Origin of the sequence: Bradyrhizobium sp. SZCCHNR1053 (assembly GCF_032381235.1) — a bacterium.
Taxonomy (GTDB): Bacteria; Pseudomonadota; Alphaproteobacteria; order Rhizobiales; family Xanthobacteraceae; genus Bradyrhizobium.
Genome location: NZ_JAUHJM010000002.1, coordinates 923816 through 942974, shown reverse-complemented (window position 1 = coordinate 942974; position 19159 = coordinate 923816). Strand labels below are relative to the sequence as shown.

The following is a 19159-nucleotide window of genomic DNA, read 5'->3' as shown; positions in this document are numbered from 1 at the left end:
TTCGAATCGGACGAAGCTTGCCTGTCAGGAATCAACCCGGTCTGAATTGTCAGGACTCAGCCCGGTTCATACCCCCGGAGACCCCCACCCCGACCCCTCCCCGCAAGGGGGAGGGGAGCGCACCGTCGGTGCCGTGAGAGGGTGCCTCAAGCTACGCCAGCCGGTGGCGGCACATTCGCCGCGTACCAATCGCGTAGCGGCTCCAGCGCCGCGTGCGCCAGCGCGCGGTGGAGATAGTCCCAGATGCGAGGCTGGTGCTTGAGGTAGTGCGGCTTGCCGTCACGGCGGTTGAGGCGGGCGAAGGTGCCCAGCAGGCGGGTGTTGCGCTGGGCGGACATGATTGCATAGTGCGTGCCGAATTCGTCGGCGTCGAAGTCCGTCGGCGCAGCTTGGCGTGCGGCGATGTAGCGCTCTCGGAGCGCCTGCTCGATCTCCGCCGACACGTCGATCCGGGCGTCCTGCGCCAGGGAGACCACGTCGTAAGCCGGCGGGCCCATCACCGCGTCCTGGAAGTCGATCACGCCCACGCGCGCGATGCCTTCGCGCGACGGCAGCCACAGCAGGTTCGGCGAATGATAGTCGCGGATCACCCAGGTCGGCTTAGATGCGAGCGGCGCCTCCAGCAACTCGCGCCATATTTCCAGGAATTCGGCGCGCAGCACCTGCGACAGCTCCACGCCACGGTCGGGCAGGTACCATTCGAGCATCAGGCCGATCTCGATCAGCATAGCGTCGACGTCGAAGGTCGGGACCTTGTAGGTCACCTGCGGTGCCAGCGGCAGCACGGCGGGCACGTCCTGCCCATGCAGCGACGCCAGAACATCGACTGCGGCCTCGTAGCGCTCCACGACCGGCCGTGGCGGGTCGCCCTCGATCACGCCCTCGCGTCCGAGATCCTCGGTGATGAGAAAGCCGTGGCCGAGATCGGCGTCGTTGATCTTCGGCGCCGAGATGCCGCGTCCGCGCAAGGCGGCGGCGATCGCGACGAACGGGCGGACGTCCTCGGCGAGATGCACGGCGCCGCTATAGGGCTTGCCGTTGTAGATCGCCGGGCCGTCGGGCCGCTTTGGCGAGTTCATCAGGATGGCGACGCGCTCGCCCTTGTGGAGCCGCGCATAGGAGCGGGTCGAGGCGTCGCCGGCCATGTGCTCGCGGCGCGATCTGGCGTGCCCGGCCTCGGCGAGGAATTCGCGCAGGGCTTTCAGCCGTGCAACCACCGCGGCCGCCTTGCCGCTGCCGGTGATCTCGGCGCTGCGCGCGGTGTCGCCCTGCGATGGATCGTGGCGCAGCGCGATGTCGACGCGGTCCAGCGGGAGAGTGCCGCCGGCGCGCTCCGGCCATTCGATCAGCACGACGGTCGCCTCCGGCAGCGGCGACAGGCCGATCTCCTCGAGCTCCGATGCATCGCTGATGCGATAGAGATCGGCATGCACCAGCGGGAAGCTCGGCAGGTCGTAGCTCTGCGCCAGAGTAAAGGTCGGACTCGGCACCTCCAGCTCGTCGTCGCCGGCGAGGTACCGGATCATCGCTCGCGCCGCCGCGGTCTTGCCGGCGCCGAGATCGCCGGTGAGCGTGATCAGCGCACCCGGGCCGATCAGCAGCGCGAGATCGGCCATCAGGGCGGCGGTGGCGGTCTCGTCCGCCAGCGCGGTGGTGAATGTCAGCTGGTCCGTCATTCCGCGGCGTTGCGTTGCGCGACGTGGTCGGTCGGGAAGTCACAGGTGACCGTGGTGCCCTTGCCGACCACCGAATCCATCCGCACCCTGCCGCCATGCAGCTCGACGAAGGAGCGCACCAGCGACAGGCCGAGCCCGGCGCCGCGATGGCGCGAGCCCTGCGAATGGCTCTCGAACCATTCGAACACCTTGTCCTTCACCTCGGGCGGAATGCCGGGGCCGGAATCGGTGACCGCGAAGATGACGCTGTGATCGGTGCGGCGGGCGCTGACGGCGACGCTCGAATCCGGCGGCGAGAAGCCGACGGCATTGGCGAGCAGATTGTAGAGGACCTGAACGACGCGGCGCTCGTCGCCGACGAAGGAGCCGACATCGGGGTCCACCGCGATCGTCAATCGGATGCGATCCGTGGCGAGCCGGTCCTGCACGCCTTCGGCCGCGGCCTCGATCGCCTTGGCGGCATCGACCGGCCCGAGCTCGAGCTTCATGGCGCCGGCATCGATGGTGGCGAGGTCGAGAATGTTGTTGGTCAGCGCCAGCAGCGCGTTGGTCGATTTGGTGACGTAGTCGAGATACTCGGCCTGCTTCGGCGTCAGCGGCCCGGTCGAGGGATCGGACAGGAAATGCGCGAAGCCGATGATCGTCGTCAGCGGCGCGCGCAGCTCGTAGGACACGTGGTGGACGAAGTCGATCTTCATCTGGCCGGCGGCTTCGAGCGCCTCGTTGCTCTCGCGCAGCGCCCGTTCGACATTCTCGGTGTCGGTGATGTCCTGGAAGGTGAGCATGGTCGCGCCGTCGGGCAGCGGCCGGCTCATGCAGTCGAGCACGCTGCCGTCCTTGCGCTCGAGCTTCAGCGCAACGTCGAGCCGGTTCTCGATCGACGTGATGGCCTCGCGGATGGTGCGCCAGGCGACCGCGTCGTCATAGAGCTGATGGCACCAGGATTCCACGGTGTCGATATGCGGATGCTCGCGCAGCTGATCCGGCGACAGCCGCCACATCTTGGCGAAGGCCGGATTGAACAGCTCGACCCGGCCGTTCGAGCCGAACACCGCGACGCCTTCGGCGAGGCTGTCGAGCGTCTCGCGCTGGACCCGGATCAGGCCGTCGAAGCGGCGGGCAAGCGCGAAGCTCTCGGTGACGTCGTCGAACAGATAGGTGACGCCGCCTTCCGGGTTCGGCGTGGTGACGACCGATAAAGCGCGGCCGTCGGGCAGGAACCAGGTGTCCTTGGCGGCCTCGACGGCGCGATAGGCCTCGTGAAGCTTGGCCTTCCAGGCCCGGAAGTCGGCCTGCTCGGGCAGCTTGCGTGCGGCGCGCAGACGGTCGAGCACCGACGAGTCGTCCGGCTGGCTGTCCAGGAAGGCGGGATCGAGACCCCACAGCCGGCGATAGGAGTCGTTGTAGAAGGCGAGCCGGCGCTGGCCGTCGAACACGGCTACGCCCGAGGACAACTGATCGAGCGTGCGCCGGTGTGCTTCCCGCATCCGCACCACGGCCGCATCCAGCGCCGCCGCCTCGCTGGCGTCGATGGCGACGCCGGCGCTGCCGTGGCCCAGCATGAAGGCGCGCACGTCATACATGCGGCGCTCGCCGCCGGTCACGATCGGCAGCCGGCCCTCGAAACGGCCGTTGGCGCCGAGCGCGCGCTGCAGGTCGGTACGGTCGGCGGAGTCGAGCAGCTCGATGTTGCGACCGATCGCGTCCGGCACGTCGCGGGCATCGGCGGCACGGGCATAGGCGGCGTTGACGTAAGCGAGGGCGCCATTGGCCTGCCGTGCCCAGATCGGCCACGGCAGCGCCGATGCCAGCGCGCGCAGCGACTCCGTCTCCTCGCCGAGCGCCTTGAAGCGGAGCTGCGTCTCGGCGAGCTCGCGGCGCAGACCGGACAATTCACGGATGCGCACGATGGCCTGGCCGCCGATGGCGCGGCCCATCGCCTCGATGGCATGGCCGTGCGAGGTGGTGAGATTGAGCATGAAGCCCTCGCCCGCCTCGCGCAGCGCGTCGACGGCGCGGTCGAGCTGCAGCGCGGGCTCCGGCGGCAGCCAGGTTCCGAAGGCGAGAATGCGCTGCGGCTGATCCGGCGGGACCAGCATCGAGGTGTCGCCGGAGATCTGCGGGCGGTGGCCGCCGGCCGGCCAGGCGATCAGGATCTGGGGCTCGGCGAACAGCAGCGCGCGGTAGCGATCGGCCTGCAATTGCAGCTCGGCGATGTCGGCGCGCAGCCGCGCTTCCTTCCGGCCGGCCGCCAGACGCGTGCGCACCAGCGCGACCGCGGCGACGACGGAGAAGCCCAGCAGCGCCAGCATCGCCGTCACCTCGGCGACATCAGGACGGCTCAGCTCGAACAGCGTCGTGATCGCATCCGCCGGCACGCCACCGCCTGCGAAGCCCGGTGTCGCCGGCGCAAGCGCAGTCGCAGCGAGACCCATCAGGCCCTTGCGCGCGAGTGACGTGCACGACAGCAGCGTCTGACGCATCACCACGATCACGCCCGACATATTTGCCCCAAACCGCACGAAGTTTCGGGCGGCGCCGATCGCGTCGCCCGCGCCGTCTCACGAATCAATCAACCATAACCGCTTCGGGACTCCAGCGGTAAGAGTCCAGACCGTGAACGATGGTTGCGCCTGAGGAAAATGCGTCCGCCGATCGACTCTTTCGAGTCGGAACAGTGGCAAGCCCGTAGTTCAACGGCCTGTCGAGCCGAAGCCGCCGCTGCCGCGCGCGGTGGTCGGCAAGGTTGTCGCGAGGCTGAGCTCGGCGCGTACGACGGAGGCGATCACCATCTGTGCGACGCGCTCGCCGCGGCGAATCGTAAACGGTTCCTTGCCGTGGTTGATCAGCAGCACGCAGATCTCGCCGCGGTAGTCCGCGTCCACCGTGCCCGGTGAGTTCAGCACCGTGACGCCGTGCCGCGCAGCGAGCCCCGAACGCGGCCGCACCTGGGCCTCGTAGCCGTCGGGCAGCGCGATCGACAGTCCCGTCGGCACCATCGCGTGGCTGCCTGACCCAAGGACGAGCGGCGCATCGGGCGGAACGGCGGCGAGCAGATCGAGCCCCGCGGCATGTGCGGTCTGATAGGCCGGCAGCGGCAGTCCCTCGCCATGCGGCAGGATCTGCACGTCGATCGCGATGGTCTGTGTCACGCAATGGGTCCCATGGTTCTGGCGATCTCGGCGACGAGCGCCGTCGCGACCTCGTCCTTGGTCATGATCGGCCAGGACGCGACATGGACGCCATCGGCATCCCTCGTCAAGAGATGCACGGTGTTGCGGTCGCCGCCCATCACGCCGGTCGAAGGCGAGACGTCGTTGGCGACGATCCAGTCGCAGCCCTTGCGCGCGAACTTGGCTTTGGCGTTGTCGATCAGATGTTCCGTCTCGGCGGCGAAGCCGATCACGAGTCCCGGCCGCTTCTCCTTCAGCTTCGAGATCGTGGCGAGGATGTCGGGGTTCTCGACCAGCGTCAGCGGCGGGATCGCCTTGTCGGTCTTCTTCAGCTTCTGGCCGCCCTCATTGGCGACGCGCCAGTCGGCCACCGCCGCGGCGAAGATCGCGACGTCGGCGGGCAGCTCGGCCTCGACGGCGTCGAGCATCTGCCGCGCCGATTCGACGTGGGTGACGCTGACGCCCTTGGGGTCGGCAAGCTCCACCGGTCCTGCGATCAGCCGCACGTCGGCGCCGGCGGCCTGCGCGGCGGCGGCGATAGCAAAGCCCTGCTTGCCGGAGGAGCGGTTGGCGATGTAGCGCACCGGGTCGATCGGCTCGTGGGTCGGGCCCGCGGTGATCAGCACGCGGCGGCCGGCGAGCGGGCGCGGCGTCGGCGGCTTGAGCATGGCGACGACGGCGTCCGCAATCTCGGTCGGCTCGGCCATGCGGCCGATACCGGCCTCGCCCTTCTCCGCCATCTCGCCGGCGTTCGGCCCGATCATCTGGACGCCGTCGCGCTGCAGGGTCGCGGCGTTGCGGCGCGTCGCCGGGTTGCTCCACATCATCGGGTTCATCGCCGGCGCCAGCAGGATCGGCCGGCTCGCAGCGAGCAGGATGGCGCTGGCGAGGTCGTCGGCGGCGCCGTGCGCCATCTTCGACATCAGGTCGGCGGTCGCCGGTGCCACCACGATGAGATCGCAGTCGCGCGCGAGCCGGATATGGCCGACGTCGAACTCGCTGCGCGCGTCGAACAGATCGGTGAAGACACGATCTCCCGACAGCGCCGATGCGGCGAGCTCGGTCACGAATTGCGTTGCCGCCTTGGTCAGCACGCAGCGGACGTGGATGTGGCGCTCCTTCAGCCGCCGGATCAGGTCGAGCGATTTGTAGGCGGCGATGCCGCCGCCGATGATCAGGGTGACGCGGGCTTCGCGCACCTGGCCGGGTTGGGGGACGAGGGGGGCAGACGGGTTGGCTGGAGCTGGCGGCGCCATCGGCGGCTCGGATGGGTCGACCGGCTCGATCAGCGCGCGCAGGATGACCCGGACTTCCTCCTCGACGGAGCGCCCGTTCTGCGCCGAGCGCAGTCGCAGATAAGTTTTGAGAGAGTCGTCCAGCTTGCGGATGGTCAGGCTCGCCATGACCGCCTCCCCAGCATTGTCGTTGTGAGTGCAATGCTAGCAGAAAATGACAGCAGTGCAATCAAGCCGTAGGGTGGGCAAAGCAGCAGCCGCAGGCGGCAGCGTGCCCACCGTCGATGCGCATGCATCGGTAGGACGGTGGGCACGGCGCCACTGCGATCTCGCACGCGGAAACGGTACGGCTGCGCCTTTGCCCACCCTACATCTTCGTCACAGCCTCAGCACCGCGAACAGGATGCCGATGAAGGTCAGCGCGATCACCCACAGCGCGATGGCGCGCCAGCGGCTCTTCTTGCCTTCGGTGCGGCCCATGGCGGCGATGGTTTCGGGCGACAGCCGCAGGCCGTCGCGGGTCATGCTCTCCATGTGCTCGAGCACCGCGGCGGCGCGGGCGGCGAGCACCGGTAGGGTCGTGGTCAACCGCACCAGCTCGCCGACGCCGGTGACGGCGCCCTCGATCCGGCCGATCGGCCCGAGATTACGCTCGATCCATTCGCGCACCACGGGATCGGCGACCTTCCAGATGTCGAGCTTGGGATCGAAGCCGCGCGCGACGCCCTCGACCACCACCATGGTCTTCTGCAGCAGGATCAGCTCGGGTCGGGTGCGCATGTCGAACAGGCCGGTGACCTCGAGCAGCAGGGTCAGCAGCTTGGCCATCGAGATTTCTTCGGCCGTGCGGTTGTGGATCGGCTCGCCGATGGCGCGGATGGCCTGTGCGAAATTCTCCACCGAATGATGCGGCGGCACGTAGCCGGCCTCGAAATGCACCTCGGCGACGCGGCGATAGTCGCGGGTGATGAAGCCGAGCAGGATTTCGGCCAGGAAGCGCCGCTCCTTCATGCCGAGCCGGCCCATGATGCCGAAATCGACCGCGACCAGCCGCCCCTGCTGGTCCAGGAACAGGTTGCCCGGATGCATGTCGGCGTGAAAGAAGCCGTCGCGCAGGGCGTGGCGCAGAAAGCTCTGGATCACCTTGCGGCCGACGTCGGGCAGATCGACATTGGCCTCCGCGAGTCGGGCGTGATCGTTCAGCGCGATGCCGTCGATCCACTCCATCGTCAGCACGGTGTTGGCGGTGCGGTCCCAGTCGACCGCGGGCACGCGGAAGTCCGGATCGTCCTTGATGTTTTCCGCCATCTCCGAGAGCGCGGCAGCCTCCAGGCGAAGGTCCATCTCCATCGCGACCGAGCGCGACATCGTGTTGATGACCTCGACCAGCCGCAGCCGCCGCGCTTCCGACGAATGCGCCTCGGCCTTTTCGGCGACGAAGAAGAAATCGGAGAGGTCGCGGCGGAAGCGCGCGGCGACGTTGGGCCGAAGCACCTTCACCGCGACCGGACGACGAATGCCGTCGTGTTCGACCTCGCCGCGATGCACCTGCGCGATCGAGGCGGCGGCGACCGGCGGGCCGAGATGCGTGAACAGCTGGCTGATCGGACGTTCGAGGGCGGTGGCGATGACCGCCTCGGCCTCGGCCTGCGGGAATGGCGGCAGCCGGTCCTGCAGCGATTCGAGATCGCGCGCCATGATGACGCCGACGACATCGGGCCGGGTCGCCAGGAACTGGCCGAGCTTGAGATAGGCCGGGCCCATCCGCTCCAGCGCGCGCGACAATCTTGGTCCGGATTTGGCGCCGGGGCGCTCGACCAGCCGCGCCAGCTTGAGCGCGAGCTGGCCCGGCGGCGGCGCCAGGCTCGGATCGACAGCGCCGAACACGCCCTCGCGCGCGAACACGAAGGCGGCCCGGGCGAGCCGCGTAATATGAGTGAGTGCGGAGATCACAAACGCCAGCCGGAATGGAGCGCGACGATGCCGCCGGAGAGGGTCTGCCAGGACACGCGGGAGAAGCCGGCGGCCGAGATCATCTCGGCGAAGGCGCTGGGGCGCGGAAACTGGCGGATCGATTCGACGAGGTAGCGGTAGGACTCGGCATCGCCGGTGACGGCGCGGCCGAGCTGCGGGATCACGTTGAAGGAGAACAGGTCGTAGAGCTTGTCGAGCCCGGGGACCTCGACGGTCGAGAACTCCAGGCACAGGAAGCGGCCGCCATGCTTGAGCACGCGATGGGCTTCTGCGAGCGCCAACTCGATCTGCGGCACGTTGCGGATGCCGAACGCGATCGTATAGGCGTCAAAGGAGCGGTCGGGAAAAGCGAGCTTTTCGGCATTGCCCTCGACGAACGAGACCTTGTCGTCCAGATATTGCTTCAGCGCCCGCTGGCGCCCGACCTCGAGCATGTCGCCGTTGATGTCGCACACGGTGGCATGGAAGCCGGCGCCGGCCTTCCTGGCGGCGCGGAAGGAGATGTCGCCGGTGCCGCCGGCGACGTCGAGCAGCGCGAACGGCGCATCGCTCTTCGGCGGGTTGAGCGTGTTGATCATGATGTCCTTCCAGACGCGGTGCAGTCCGCCCGACATCAGGTCGTTCATCAGGTCATAGCGCGAGGCCACGCTGTGAAACACGTCGTTCACCAGCGTCTGCTTCTCGCCCAGAGGCACATCCCTGAAGCCGAAATGAGTGGTTTGGTCCGGCTGATCCATCACCCTTACTCCGATACAGCACCATAGCGCCGATGCGGCCAAGGCGCTATCACGTCAGCCGGACAAGGTGAATGGTCGCGGATGCAAAAGGTGAAATGAACAGGAATGCCTGAGCTGCCCGAAGTCGAGACCGTCCGGCGCGGGCTGCAGCCGGTCATGGAAGGCGCCGTCATCGTCAAGGCCGAGGCCCGGCGCGGCGATCTCAGGTTTCCGTTCCAGCCCGATTTTGCGAAGCGCCTGCAGGGCCAGACCGTCAGGGGGCTCGGCCGGCGCGCCAAATATCTGCTGGCCGACCTCGGCTCCGGCGACGTGCTGCTGATGCATCTGGGCATGTCCGGCTCGTTCCGGGTGATCAAGCCGGAGCACGAGGAGACGCCGGGCGAGTTTCACACTCCGCGCGGCAAGGACAGCGTGCACGACCATGTCGTGTTTCACATGTCGTCAGGTGCCGACATCGTATTCAACGATCCGCGCCGCTTCGGCTTCATGAAGATCATCGCCCGCGGCGAGCTCGAGGCCGAGCCGCATCTGAAGGATCTCGGGCCCGAGCCGCTCGGCAACGAATTCGATGCCGGCATGCTGGCGCGCGCCTGTGCCGGCAAGAAGACCAGCCTGAAGGCGGCGCTGCTCGACCAGCGCGTCGTCGCCGGGCTCGGCAACATCTATGTCTGCGAGGCGCTGTTCCGCGCGCACCTGTCGCCGCGGCGGCTGGCGGCGACGCTCGCCACGAAGAAGGGCGAGCCCACGGATCACGCCAGGGGTCTGGTGGAAGCGATCCACACCGTGCTCAACGAGGCGATCCGCGCGGGCGGCTCATCGCTGCGCGATCACCGCCAGACATCAGGCGAGCTCGGCTATTTCCAGCATTCGTTCCAGGTCTATGACCGCGAAGGCGAGCCGTGCCGGACGGATGGCTGCAGCGGCGTGGTGAAGCGTTTCGTGCAGAACGGACGCTCGACCTTCTGGTGTCCGAAGTGCCAGAAGTGATGTAGCAGCCGACGCGCCGGCACGGCCGGCTGCGCGGGTCCGCTTGTGACGGACGAGGGTGGGCGTATACTGCGGCCATGGCTGTCAGCTCGCCCGATCTGAAAGCATTCCTGCTCGCGACGCCGTTCTTTGGCGGCCTGCCCGACGCGAGCCTCGATCTGCTGGTCTCGATGCTGGTGGAGCGCCGCTTCGATAGGGGCGCCGTGGTCGTCGCCGAAGGCGAGGCGGGCCGCTCGATGTTCGTCGTGCACAGCGGCACGCTGGAGGTGAGCGAGCGCTTGGAGACGGGCATTGCGATCCGCATGTCGTCTCTCGCGCCCGGCGATTTCTTTGGCGAGATGACCTTGCTCGAAATGCAGAACAGGTCGGCCACGGTGGTCGCGGAGACGCCGACCATCTTGTATGAGCTGACGGCACAGAATCTCTACGCGTTCTACAAGGCCGACATCCAGGCCTATGTGATCGTGATGCAAAACATCAATCGCGAGCTGTGCCGCCGCCTGCGTCGCGCCGATGCGCGGATCAAGGCGCTGGAGACGGGCGCGCGGTCGTCGGGTTTCTGAACCTCTCCCAGCCTTGCGGGGAGAGGGAGCGCACCGCCCGCGCCGTGAAAGCTCAGAGCAAATTCCAACTACAACCCAGCCTTCCAGTTGATGCCGTTGTCGGCCCAGGTCGGATAGGCCCGCGCCACCGGCACCTTGGCCTCCTCGGCCTGCGGCGTCAGCATGATCGGGAATTCGACCTCGGCGTGCTCGCTCGCGTCCTTCAGCTCGCCCGCGTCGTGCATGACGTGGTCGCCGGCGAGCTTGCCCGCGGTCCAGCGCCACAGGCTGCGAATCTCCTGCGCCGACTTGCCGGCCGCGTCGAACTCGCTGACGCCGAGACCGGCGGCGAGCGCGTCCTGGTGGTCGTTGCGCATCATGATGAAGGGTTGCGCCAGCACCTCGGCGATGTCGCGTGGAGCGTCGGCGTCGAGCGCGGTCGTCGCGTCGGTGACGCGGTGGCCGCCGCGGATCGGGGCCTGGTTGAGCACGAAGGCGAACGGCTTGCGCCAGGCTTTGACGACGCTGAGCGTCGGTGCCGTCGCCTCGATGTCGGCGACGCTCGGCCGCGCCGGAATGAGGCACAGATCGCAGTGGCGGATCGCGGCCGTCGTGGATGCCGTGATGCCGGCCCCGGTGTCGATCACGCAGAGGGTGACGCCGTCGCGGGCCAGCGCATCGAGGCGAGGCTCGATCGTCTTGGCATCGTAGACGGCTTCGACGATCGGCTCGCCCGCGGCGCGGCGCGCCTGCCATTTCGTGAGCGTGCCCTGACGGTCGGTTTCGATCACGCGCACCTTGTGGGCGGCCTGCTGGGCCGCCACGGCCAGACCAATCGCCAGCGTGCTCTTGCCGCTGCCGCCCTTCTGCGTGGCCAAAACGATCGTGTACATCGGGAGACAGTCCTTCGGATGTTGACGGAACTTATGAGAACGCCAAAGCTGAGTGCATCGCGATCGCGGTGCAGAGCTATTCTCGCTCAGGACAGTCCCGGCCCGATCCAACTCATGAAGAGCGATCGCGGTGGTCCGAATCAGCACGCCGACAAAACTGTTCGAACCATCTCACGCTCGGCCTGTGCCTGCACAGACCGGTTGACTACGGCGGGAGCCGTTCCGAGTTGATAGCAAGGTGCTAGGAAGTTGAGTGGCAGCGAGCCGCGGGCAAGCGATCGGCATCGCCGAGCATCATCCCATGCAGTCGCGATGCTGCACGTCCGATCCCCGCCGGCCGCCGTTGGGCCCTTAATTTTTTCTAAAACGACATGCTTAACATTGCGTAAACGCTGCCGCGCCGCAGTGCGCAGCGGCATGATCGCGATGCCGAACCGGTTTGGCGCAGGCTTTACTTCCGCACGCAGATCACGCGCACCGTCGCCGCCTTGGCGTCGAGCGAGGTTCCGTCGGGCTTGACGCCATGCGTGGCGAGAAAGGCGCGCGTCGCATCGGCGCTCACCATCACGACCTGTGTGGACGGGATGAGCGCCGTGCCGGCCATGATTCCTGGCTTGAGCAGGGTGACGCCGGCGAACTTGCCATCGCCGTCGAGCGCCGCCGCGCCGGAGAAGCCGAGGCCCGGCGCCGGCGCCAGCGAGGCGTCACCCGCGCCGTTGGCGGCGAGCTGGGCCTTGACGGTGCTGATCGCGGCACCGCCGCCCTGGCTCTGCGGATCGGCGATGCCGACGATGTCGACCGACGATTTCGCACGGCCGCCCGACAGCGCCAGCGGCTTCAGGCCGCGCGCGCCGTAGATGCGCAGTAGCGCGAGCCCCCGCTCCTTGTCCTCGGCGACGCGCTCGGCATGGCCGAAGCCGGGAACGGTGATCGCGACGCAGCTGTCGGTGACCTCGCGATCGGCGATGATGGCGCCGTCCTGGCTCGCGATGATGCCGGTGCCGTAATCGACGCTGCGCCGTGGCGCGGGCTGCGCGGCCAATGTCGACGGAAACGCGGTGAACGCGCTCGACATCGCGATCACGACCGGCTCGACCGTGTTCTCGGTGGCTTGGTCGTAGAGGATGGTCAGGATACGCACCTCGTCGCCCCGAAAGGTGCCGCGGATGTAAAACTTCTTCAGGTTCTGCAGGCCCGAGAGCACGAAGAAGTCGGGCTTCACCACACTGTAATCGACGGTGCGGCCGGGCTCCTTCTTCTCGCGGTCGGCGAGCGTCGCGGTGGTCGGGTTTGCTTCCTTGCGGCGTGACAGCGCCACCTGCACGGTGCCGGTGGGCGAGGTCCATTTCGAGCCGGTGCCGTCGCTGGTCTGTTGCGGCACCAGCTTGATGGGAATGCCGAGCCGCGCGCCGCTGACCGGTTCGGTCACGAGCTTCCAGCCGACGCCCTCCTGCTTGCGGCGCGCGGTGTCGGCGAGCACGGCGCGCTCCTGCGGGTTCAACACGCCGGTCGGCTTGCCGCCGGCGAGCTTCTGGTACTCCTTGATCGCGTTGACCATGCGCTCGCTGACGTCGCCGGTGATCGCGCCATTGTACTGGCCGACCCAGGCGAGATCGGATTGCAGCGCGAGCCGCTCGGCCTGGCTCATCGCATTGGCGGTGTCGGCGGGAGCCTGCACGCCCGGGCGCACCGGCTGGGTCGCGACGGGCTTGGGCTTGGCGCCCGGCAACGCGCCCTGCGGCGTCTGTGCCTGCGCCGATGCGCACGCGGCGATGGCGCAGATGAAGGTTGCCGAGGCCAGCCGTCTCATGACAAATCCCGATGCTCTTGCCGCTGACATAAATAAGCACATCTGCTTGGTCGGTCACAATCCGGCGAGGGTTCAGTGCGGAGATCCGCCGTCTTCGCTACGGGCCGACAATGGGCTGACAGCGGTGCGGCAGCGGAAGGACGGTGCAACGATGCTGAGCGACGAAGAACTGGAGCGCTATGCCCGTCACATCGTGCTGCGCGACGTCGGCGGTCCCGGTCAGGCGGCGCTGAAGCGCGCCGCGGTGCTGGTGGTCGGCGCAGGCGGCCTCGGCGCGCCGGCGCTGATGTATCTCGCCGCTGCCGGCGTCGGCACGATCGGCGTCGTCGACGATGACGTGGTGTCGCTGTCGAATTTGCAGCGCCAGGTCATCCATGCGACCCCCGACATCGGCAGACCCAAGGTCGAGAGCGCCGCCGAGCGCATCAACGCGCTCAATCCGCATGTGAGCGTCATGGCGCATCGGACCTGGCTCAATGCCGACAACGCGCTCGATCTGATCGGCGCTTATGATCTCGTGCTCGACGGCTCCGACAATTTCGACACCCGCTATCTCGTCTCCGATGCCTGCTTCCTGGCCGCGCGGCCGCTGATCACCGGCGCGCTCGGCACCTTCGATGCGTCGCTGACGACGATCCGGGCGCATGAGCGGGATGAGAAGGGCCAGTTTAATCCGACCTATCGCTGCCTGTTCCCGGAGCCGCCGCCACCCGGCACCGTCCCGGCCTGCGCCGAGGCTGGCGTGATGGGGGCGCTCGCCGGCATGCTGGGGTCGATGATGGCGCTGGAGGCGATCCGCGAGATCGTCGGCTTCGGCGAGGGCCTGGTCGGCCGGCTGCTGATGCTGGACGCGCGGACGATGCGCTTCGAGACCCTGCGCTATGGCCGCGATCCGACGAATCCGCTGAACGGGGATGGGCCGGTGATTGCGGATTTGGGTGCGCATCAGAAGCCGTAATGCGGTGAGAACCGCGCCAAGTCCTCCGTTGTCGTCCCGGACAAGCCCGGCGACGCGAGAGCGTCGGCGGGCGCCGATCCGGAACCCATAGCCACCGCATTCGGTGATATGCGCGGAACGTGCGGCCTGCCTGTTTCAGATATCACGCGGTATGGGTCCCCGCGTTCGCGGGGACGACACATGTGATGAGGTGCCGGGCTTGACACCCACTCCGCTGCCGTCGTGGACAAGGTGCAGCGCGATCGCGTCGGGGACACCGACTAAGAGGCTGGCGGATCGATCGGCCTACAGCATGCTCGGCAGCACGCGGTCCGGCGGGCGGTGGTTGTCGAGGAAGGTCTTGATGTTGATGATGACCTTCTCGCCCATCTCGACGCGGCCCTCGATGGTGGCCGAGCCCATGTGCGGCAGCAGCGTCACCTTGCCGGCCTTGGCGAGGCGGACCAGGCGCGGATTGACCGCGGGCTCGTGCTCGAACACGTCGAGACCGGCGCCGGCGATGTCGCCGGCCTCGATCTGCCGCGTCAGCGTCTCCTCGTCGATCACCTCGCCGCGCGCGGTGTTGACGATGTAGGCGTCCTTGCGGATCAGCTTCAGCCGACGCGCCGATAAGAGATGGAACGTCGCCGGCGTGTGCGGGCAGTTCACCGAGATGATGTCCATCCGCGCCAGCATCTGGTCGAGGCTTTCCCAGTAGGTGGCGCCGAGCTCGTCGGCGATCACCGGGGCGACCGGGCGGCGGTTGTGATAGTGGATCTGCAGGCCGAAGGCGCGGGCGCGCCGCGCCACGGCCTGGCCGATGCGGCCCATGCCGATGATGCCCAACCGCTTGCCGCCGATGCGGTGGCCGAGCATCCAGGTCGGCGACCAGCCCGCCCAGTTCTTGCCCTCGGTCAGGATCGAGGCGCCCTCGATCAGCCGCCGCGGCACCGCGAGGATCAGCGCCATGGTCATGTCGGCGGTGTCCTCGGTGAGGACCTTCGGCGTGTTGGTGACGGTGATGCCGCGCGCCACCGCCGCCGCAACGTCGATATTGTCGACGCCGTTGCCGAAGTTGGCGATCATGCGCAGCTTGCAATCGGGCTGATTGAGAATGTCGGCGCTGATGTGGTCGGTGACGGTCGGAACCAGCACCTCGGCGGTGCGCACGGCGTCGGCGAGCTGTTCCTGGCTCAACGGCTCGTCGTCGAGATTGAGCCTGGCGTCGAACAGCTCGCGCATGCGGGTCTCGACCGAGTCCGGCAGCTTGCGTGTCACCACGACGAGGGGCTTTTTCCTACCTGACATGTGCTGCTCTCATGAGATCCTTCAGACCTCATTAACCGGGTTCGCCGAAACTACCGTCGTCGCCTGAGAGCGGCGCTTCCCTGGACTGGTCGTGTCGGATCTCGCAGGTGGGCCGATCCGTTCCTGACAGGGCTTCGCGAGCGATTCTCAGGCGCTTCCTGGCCGCTTGTGTTCGGTCCTGTCTAGCAGAAGGCCGGGCCAAGACAAGAAGCCAACGGCGGGTCGGGACTGGCGCTTTCGGCAAGCCCTCTCTGTGCACGAAGGGGGGCAGCCGGGCAGTTCGATGGGGATCGGGCGAAGGATCGCAACGCAATCCGCTTTGATCGGAGCGCGCGTCGGTCCTTTCGAGGGAGAGTGAGTTGAGTAAATTGACGTTGTGGCGTTTCGGTGCAGTCGTGGTGCTGCTGGTCTGTCTGTTCGACGTTGCCGTCGGCAGAGGGGGCGTTGCGGCGAAGGACTCCGTTCTCACCACCAGTGGCCTGCCGGTGCCGCGCTATGTCAGCCTGAAGTCGGATCATGTGAACGTTCGCGCCGGTCCGACCAAGGACAACGACGTGGCCTGGGTCTATACGCGCTCGGGCCTGCCGGTCGAGATCACCGCGGAATATGAGAACTGGCGCCGCGTGCGCGATTCCGAGGGCTCGGAGGGGTGGGTCTATCACTCGTTGCTGTCGGGGCGCCGCACGGCGGTGGTCACGATGAAGAACAAGGACGATCTCGCCCCGATCTATGAGAGCGCCGACGCGGCGAGCGCGGTCACGGCGCGGCTGCAGGCCGGCGTCGTCGCGCAGGTGAAGAAATGCGGCAATGGCTGGTGCCGCGTGCTCGGCAATGGTTTCGAAGGCTGGATCCAGCAGCAGCGGCTGTGGGGCGTCTACGCCGACGAACAGGTCAATTGAAGGCCCAGGTCAGCGCAATGCGCTGACCTCCATCCTGACGCGCTCCCGACACAAAAATGCCCGCAGCGGGTGCGGGCATGATGCCTCGATGAAGATGTTCTGGAGGCTCAGCGCTTCTTGCGCAGCCGGACGACCATATCGATCCGGGCGATCTCGTAACCTTCGGGCGCCTCCGGCAGCTTCGACAACGCCAGATGCTGGTCAGGGATATCGACCAGCTCGTGGTTGTTCTCGAGATAGAAGTGATGGTGGGCCGTGACGTTGGTATCGAAATAGGTCTTCGTGCCGTCGACGCTGACCTGACGCAACAGGCCGGCATCGGTCAGCTGGTTCAGCGTATTATAGACCGTGGCGAGCGAGACCGGAACCTTGGCCAGCGTCGCTTCCTCGTAGAGCATTTCCGCCGTCAGATGCCGCGCACCCTTGCCGAACAACAGCCAGCCAAGGGCCATGCGCTGGCGGGTCGGGCGCAGCCCGGCCGCCTGCAGCATCTCGTTGACGTCGTGCCATGGGCAGCCGTTGAGGGCTGGCTGCCGGCCGTTCCCGAGATCCGGGCTGCCGCGGTCATGACCACTCATCGAGGCGTTGTTGCTGACATCCACTTCAAGCACCGCACAATTCGCTCTCATCTATAACCGATATAGGAAGAAACCCATTCAGATGCAAGCTTATCGCAACTAACGTATCTAGAACGCCCCTAAACTGCATTTACCGCCCGGTTCGGGCGTGGGCCCCGCGTCGATTTACCTGGATACGCGCATTGACGCCGCAATCCTCTATGTTAGAGAGCGCCCGGACCCGATTTGCCCTGCCATGGTGAGCGCCGGCGGCCGTGATGGCCATGTGCGCGAATCCAGGCGTCGTTAGGCCCGCCGCTGACAGCGGTCATGTTCGCCAGGTGCGATGGCCCAGCCTTCGTGCCGACGCGATGACCGGCCAGCGCGGCGCGGAAGGGCGCGGCGCGCGGGAAGGGTCCATGTCGCGCGGCACAAATTCCACCGGGGATCGTTGAGAAAGGCCACCAAGCATGCTGGATCGGCGCAGCGCATATGAATACGAGGACCTGCTGGCCTGCGGCCGCGGGGAGCTGTTCGGCCCCGGCAATGCGCAACTGCCGCTGCCGCCGATGCTGATGTTCGATCGGATCGTCGAGATCTCCGAGACCGGCGGCGAGTTCGGCAAGGGTGTCGTCCGCGCCGAGCTCGACGTGAAGCCGGATCTCTGGTTCTTCGGCTGCCATTTCAAGAATGATCCGGTGATGCCGGGCTGTCTCGGCCTCGATGCGATGTGGCAGATGGTGGGCTTCTACCTCGGCTGGACCGGCGGCGCCGGGCGCGGCCGTGCGCTGGGCCTCGGCGATCTCAAGTTCTCCGGCCAGGTTCTGCCGACCGCGCGCAAGGTTGTGTACAATGTCGACATCAAGCGCGTGATGCGCTCAAAGCTGGTGCTCGGTATTGCCGACGGGTGGCTTTCGATGGATGGCGAGATTATCTATCGCGCCAAGGACCTGAAGGTCGGCCTGTTCAAGCAGGACGCCGCGCCGACTTGAACCAGCGGGCTGCGACCACAGACAGTGCAGCAGGCGCGGCTGCAACAGAACACACGAGCAAAGTGAGGCGGACATCATGAGGCGGGTTGTCATCACGGGCATGGGCATCGTCTCATCGATCGGCAACAACACCCAGGAGGTGCTCGCCAGCCTGTACGAGGCGAAGTCCGGCATCTCCCGTGCTGAGAAATATGCCGAGCTTGGTTTTCGTTCGCAGGTGCAAGGTGCGCCGACGCTGAATCCCGCCGACGTGGTCGACCGCCGCGCCATGCGCTTCCTCGGCGAGGGGGCGGCTTGGAATCATGTCGCCATGGAGCAGGCGATCCTCGATTCCGGGCTGGAGCCGACCGACGTCTCCAACGTCCGCACCGGTATCATCATGGGCTCAGGCGGGCCATCGACGCGCACGCTGGTGGAAGCGGCCGATATCACCCGCACCAAGGGCCCGAAGCGCGTCGGTCCGTTCGCCGTGCCGAAGGCGATGTCGTCGACGGCCTCGGCGACGCTGGCGACCTGGTTCAAGATCAAGGGCGTCAACTACTCGATCTCCTCGGCCTGCGCGACCTCCAATCATTGCATCGGCAATTCCTACGAGATGATCCAGTACGGCAAGCAGGACGTGATGTTCGCCGGCGGCTGCGAGGAGCTCGACTGGACGCTGTCGGTGCTGTTCGACGCGATGGGCGCGATGTCGTCCAAGCACAACGACACGCCGGCGACCGCGTCGCGGCCCTATGACGTCACGCGCGACGGCTTCGTGATCGCCGGCGGCGCCGGCGTCCTCGTGCTGGAAGAGCTCGAGCACGCCAAAGCGCGCGGCGCCAAGATCTACGGCGAGATCGTGGGCTACGGCGCAACGTCCGACGGCTACGACATGGTTGCGCCTTCCGGCGAGGGTGCCGAGCGCTGCATGCAGCTCGCGCTGTCGACCGTGAAGACCAAGATCGACTACATCAATCCGCATGCGACCTCGACGCCCGCCGGCGATCCGCCGGAGATCGAGGCGATCCGGAAAGTGTTCGGCCGCGGCGAGAAGTGTCCGCCGATCTCGGCGACCAAGGCGCTGACCGGCCACTCGCTAGGCGCCACCGGCGTCCAGGAAGCGATCTATTCGCTGCTGATGATGAAGAACGGCTTCATCTGCGAGAGCGCCAACATCACCGAGCTCGACCCGGCCTTCGCCGACATGCCGATCGTCCGCAAGCGCATCGACAACGCCAAGCTCGGCACCGTGCTGTCGAACTCGTTCGGCTTCGGCGGCACCAACGCGACGCTGGTGTTCAAGCAGCTCGACGCTTAAGATTTCCAACAGCACTGGTTTCGTCGGCATCATGGCCGGGCAGCAGCGCGAAGCTCATTCTTCGCACCGATGTCCGGCCATTGGCGTCTCGAAGGCGGAGCGATCATCCTGGCTGGGCCGATCCCGGCATGACGAAGGA

Annotated in this window: 16 protein-coding genes; 6 read left to right on the top strand and 10 right to left on the bottom strand. The window is 67.0% G+C overall.

Translation table 11 applies throughout. The features are described from left to right. Nucleotides 1-146: 146 nt before the first annotated feature. From tsaE to ubiE, 6 genes are all read right to left on the bottom strand, one after another. The gene (gene tsaE / locus QX051_RS09185; protein WP_315775831.1) at nt 147-1676 is read right to left on the bottom strand and encodes a tRNA (adenosine(37)-N6)-threonylcarbamoyltransferase complex ATPase subunit type 1 TsaE; all 1530 of its coding nucleotides are present in this window, start codon (nt 1674-1676) and stop codon (nt 147-149) included. Beyond that, entirely contained in the window at nt 1673-4180 is a 2508-nt protein-coding gene (locus tag QX051_RS09180) for a sensor histidine kinase (protein WP_315775830.1), read from the bottom strand. Before QX051_RS09180 ends, tsaE begins: the two co-directional genes overlap by 4 nt. 189 nt (nt 4181-4369) lie before the next feature. Beyond that, a complete protein-coding gene (gene dut / locus QX051_RS09175; RefSeq protein WP_315775829.1) occupies nt 4370-4828 on the bottom strand; it encodes a dUTP diphosphatase in 459 nt (152 codons plus the stop codon). Next, complete coding sequence (gene coaBC, locus QX051_RS09170) at nt 4825-6252, bottom strand: bifunctional phosphopantothenoylcysteine decarboxylase/phosphopantothenate--cysteine ligase CoaBC (protein WP_315775828.1); 1428 nt, start codon at nt 6250-6252, stop codon at nt 4825-4827. The genes dut and coaBC overlap by 4 nt, the downstream gene beginning before the upstream one ends. Nucleotides 6253-6462: 210 nt before the next feature. Next, a complete protein-coding gene (ubiB, locus tag QX051_RS09165; protein WP_315735626.1) occupies nt 6463-8037 on the bottom strand; it encodes a 2-polyprenylphenol 6-hydroxylase in 1575 nt (524 codons plus the stop codon). Next, entirely contained in the window at nt 8034-8795 is a 762-nt protein-coding gene (gene ubiE, locus QX051_RS09160) for a bifunctional demethylmenaquinone methyltransferase/2-methoxy-6-polyprenyl-1,4-benzoquinol methylase UbiE (RefSeq protein WP_315775826.1), read from the bottom strand. Before ubiE ends, ubiB begins: the two co-directional genes overlap by 4 nt. 105 nt (nt 8796-8900) lie before the next feature. Between ubiE and mutM the strand changes: the two genes are divergently transcribed. Both mutM and QX051_RS09150 read left to right on the top strand, forming a co-directional pair. Continuing rightward, complete coding sequence (gene mutM / locus QX051_RS09155; protein WP_315775825.1) at nt 8901-9782, top strand: bifunctional DNA-formamidopyrimidine glycosylase/DNA-(apurinic or apyrimidinic site) lyase; 882 nt, start codon at nt 8901-8903, stop codon at nt 9780-9782. A 77-nt stretch (nt 9783-9859) separates the two neighbouring features. After that, a complete protein-coding gene (locus QX051_RS09150) occupies nt 9860-10345 on the top strand; it encodes a cyclic nucleotide-binding domain-containing protein (protein ID WP_315775824.1) in 486 nt (161 codons plus the stop codon). A 68-nt stretch (nt 10346-10413) separates the two neighbouring features. On the opposite strand, the gene QX051_RS09145 is transcribed toward QX051_RS09150, so the two are convergent. Together QX051_RS09145 and QX051_RS09140 are read right to left on the bottom strand one after the other, a co-directional pair. Continuing rightward, entirely contained in the window at nt 10414-11217 is an 804-nt protein-coding gene (locus QX051_RS09145) for a ParA family protein (protein WP_315775823.1), read from the bottom strand. 451 nt (nt 11218-11668) lie between these two features. Further along, nucleotides 11669-13027 carry a peptidoglycan-binding protein gene (locus QX051_RS09140; RefSeq protein ID WP_315775822.1) on the bottom strand — a complete coding sequence of 453 codons (1359 nt, stop codon included), beginning with the start codon at nt 13025-13027 and terminating at the stop codon, nt 11669-11671. Between the two features lie 151 nt (nt 13028-13178). Between QX051_RS09140 and QX051_RS09135 the strand changes: the two genes are divergently transcribed. Further along, on the top strand, nt 13179-13985 hold the full coding sequence (locus tag QX051_RS09135) for a molybdopterin-synthase adenylyltransferase MoeB (protein ID WP_315775821.1): 807 nt from the start codon (nt 13179-13181) through the stop codon (nt 13983-13985). 285 nt (nt 13986-14270) lie between these two features. On the opposite strand, the gene QX051_RS09130 is transcribed toward QX051_RS09135, so the two are convergent. Beyond that, nucleotides 14271-15272, bottom strand: coding sequence for a D-glycerate dehydrogenase (locus QX051_RS09130; protein ID WP_315735614.1), 1002 nt, complete (start codon nt 15270-15272; stop codon nt 14271-14273). A gap of 413 nt (nt 15273-15685) precedes the next feature. Here QX051_RS09130 and QX051_RS09125 point away from each other — a divergent pair, with 413 nt between their 5' ends. Then, a complete protein-coding gene (locus tag QX051_RS09125; RefSeq protein WP_409997689.1) occupies nt 15686-16171 on the top strand; it encodes an SH3 domain-containing protein in 486 nt (161 codons plus the stop codon). Nucleotides 16172-16278: 107 nt separating this feature from the next. Here the strand turns inward: QX051_RS09125 and irrA are convergent, their stop codons facing one another. Next, on the bottom strand, nt 16279-16749 hold the full coding sequence (gene irrA / locus QX051_RS09120) for an iron response transcriptional regulator IrrA (protein ID WP_315758200.1): 471 nt from the start codon (nt 16747-16749) through the stop codon (nt 16279-16281). A 449-nt stretch (nt 16750-17198) separates the two neighbouring features. On the opposite strand from irrA, the gene fabA reads away from it, so the two are divergent. Both fabA and fabB read left to right on the top strand, forming a co-directional pair. Beyond that, a complete protein-coding gene (fabA, locus tag QX051_RS09115) occupies nt 17199-17720 on the top strand; it encodes a 3-hydroxyacyl-[acyl-carrier-protein] dehydratase FabA (protein ID WP_315735612.1) in 522 nt (173 codons plus the stop codon). 76 nt (nt 17721-17796) lie between these two features. Beyond that, nucleotides 17797-19020, top strand: a complete 1224-nt coding sequence (gene fabB / locus QX051_RS09110; protein WP_315716915.1) for a beta-ketoacyl-ACP synthase I — start codon at nt 17797-17799, stop codon at nt 19018-19020. The last annotated feature ends 139 nt before the right edge of the window (nt 19021-19159 follow it).

Excerpts from the sequence above, each read along its gene's own strand:
- tsaE (WP_315775831.1), bottom strand. The coding sequence starts at position 1,676 with ATGACGGACCAGCTGACATTCACCACCGCGCTGGCGGACGAGACCGCC.
- QX051_RS09180 (WP_315775830.1), bottom strand. The coding sequence starts at position 4,180 with ATGTCGGGCGTGATCGTGGTGATGCGTCAGACGCTGCTGTCGTGCACG.
- coaBC (WP_315775828.1), bottom strand. The coding sequence starts at position 6,252 with ATGGCGAGCCTGACCATCCGCAAGCTGGACGACTCTCTCAAAACTTAT.
- ubiE (WP_315775826.1), bottom strand. The coding sequence starts at position 8,795 with ATGGATCAGCCGGACCAAACCACTCATTTCGGCTTCAGGGATGTGCCT.
- mutM (WP_315775825.1), top strand. The coding sequence starts at position 8,901 with ATGCCTGAGCTGCCCGAAGTCGAGACCGTCCGGCGCGGGCTGCAGCCG.
- QX051_RS09150 (WP_315775824.1), top strand. The coding sequence starts at position 9,860 with ATGGCTGTCAGCTCGCCCGATCTGAAAGCATTCCTGCTCGCGACGCCG.
- QX051_RS09145 (WP_315775823.1), bottom strand. The coding sequence starts at position 11,217 with ATGTACACGATCGTTTTGGCCACGCAGAAGGGCGGCAGCGGCAAGAGC.
- QX051_RS09140 (WP_315775822.1), bottom strand. The coding sequence starts at position 13,027 with ATGAGACGGCTGGCCTCGGCAACCTTCATCTGCGCCATCGCCGCGTGC.
- QX051_RS09135 (WP_315775821.1), top strand. The coding sequence starts at position 13,179 with ATGCTGAGCGACGAAGAACTGGAGCGCTATGCCCGTCACATCGTGCTG.
- QX051_RS09130 (WP_315735614.1), bottom strand. The coding sequence starts at position 15,272 with ATGTCAGGTAGGAAAAAGCCCCTCGTCGTGGTGACACGCAAGCTGCCG.
- irrA (WP_315758200.1), bottom strand. The coding sequence starts at position 16,749 with ATGAGTGGTCATGACCGCGGCAGCCCGGATCTCGGGAACGGCCGGCAG.
- fabA (WP_315735612.1), top strand. The coding sequence starts at position 17,199 with ATGCTGGATCGGCGCAGCGCATATGAATACGAGGACCTGCTGGCCTGC.
- fabB (WP_315716915.1), top strand. The coding sequence starts at position 17,797 with ATGAGGCGGGTTGTCATCACGGGCATGGGCATCGTCTCATCGATCGGC.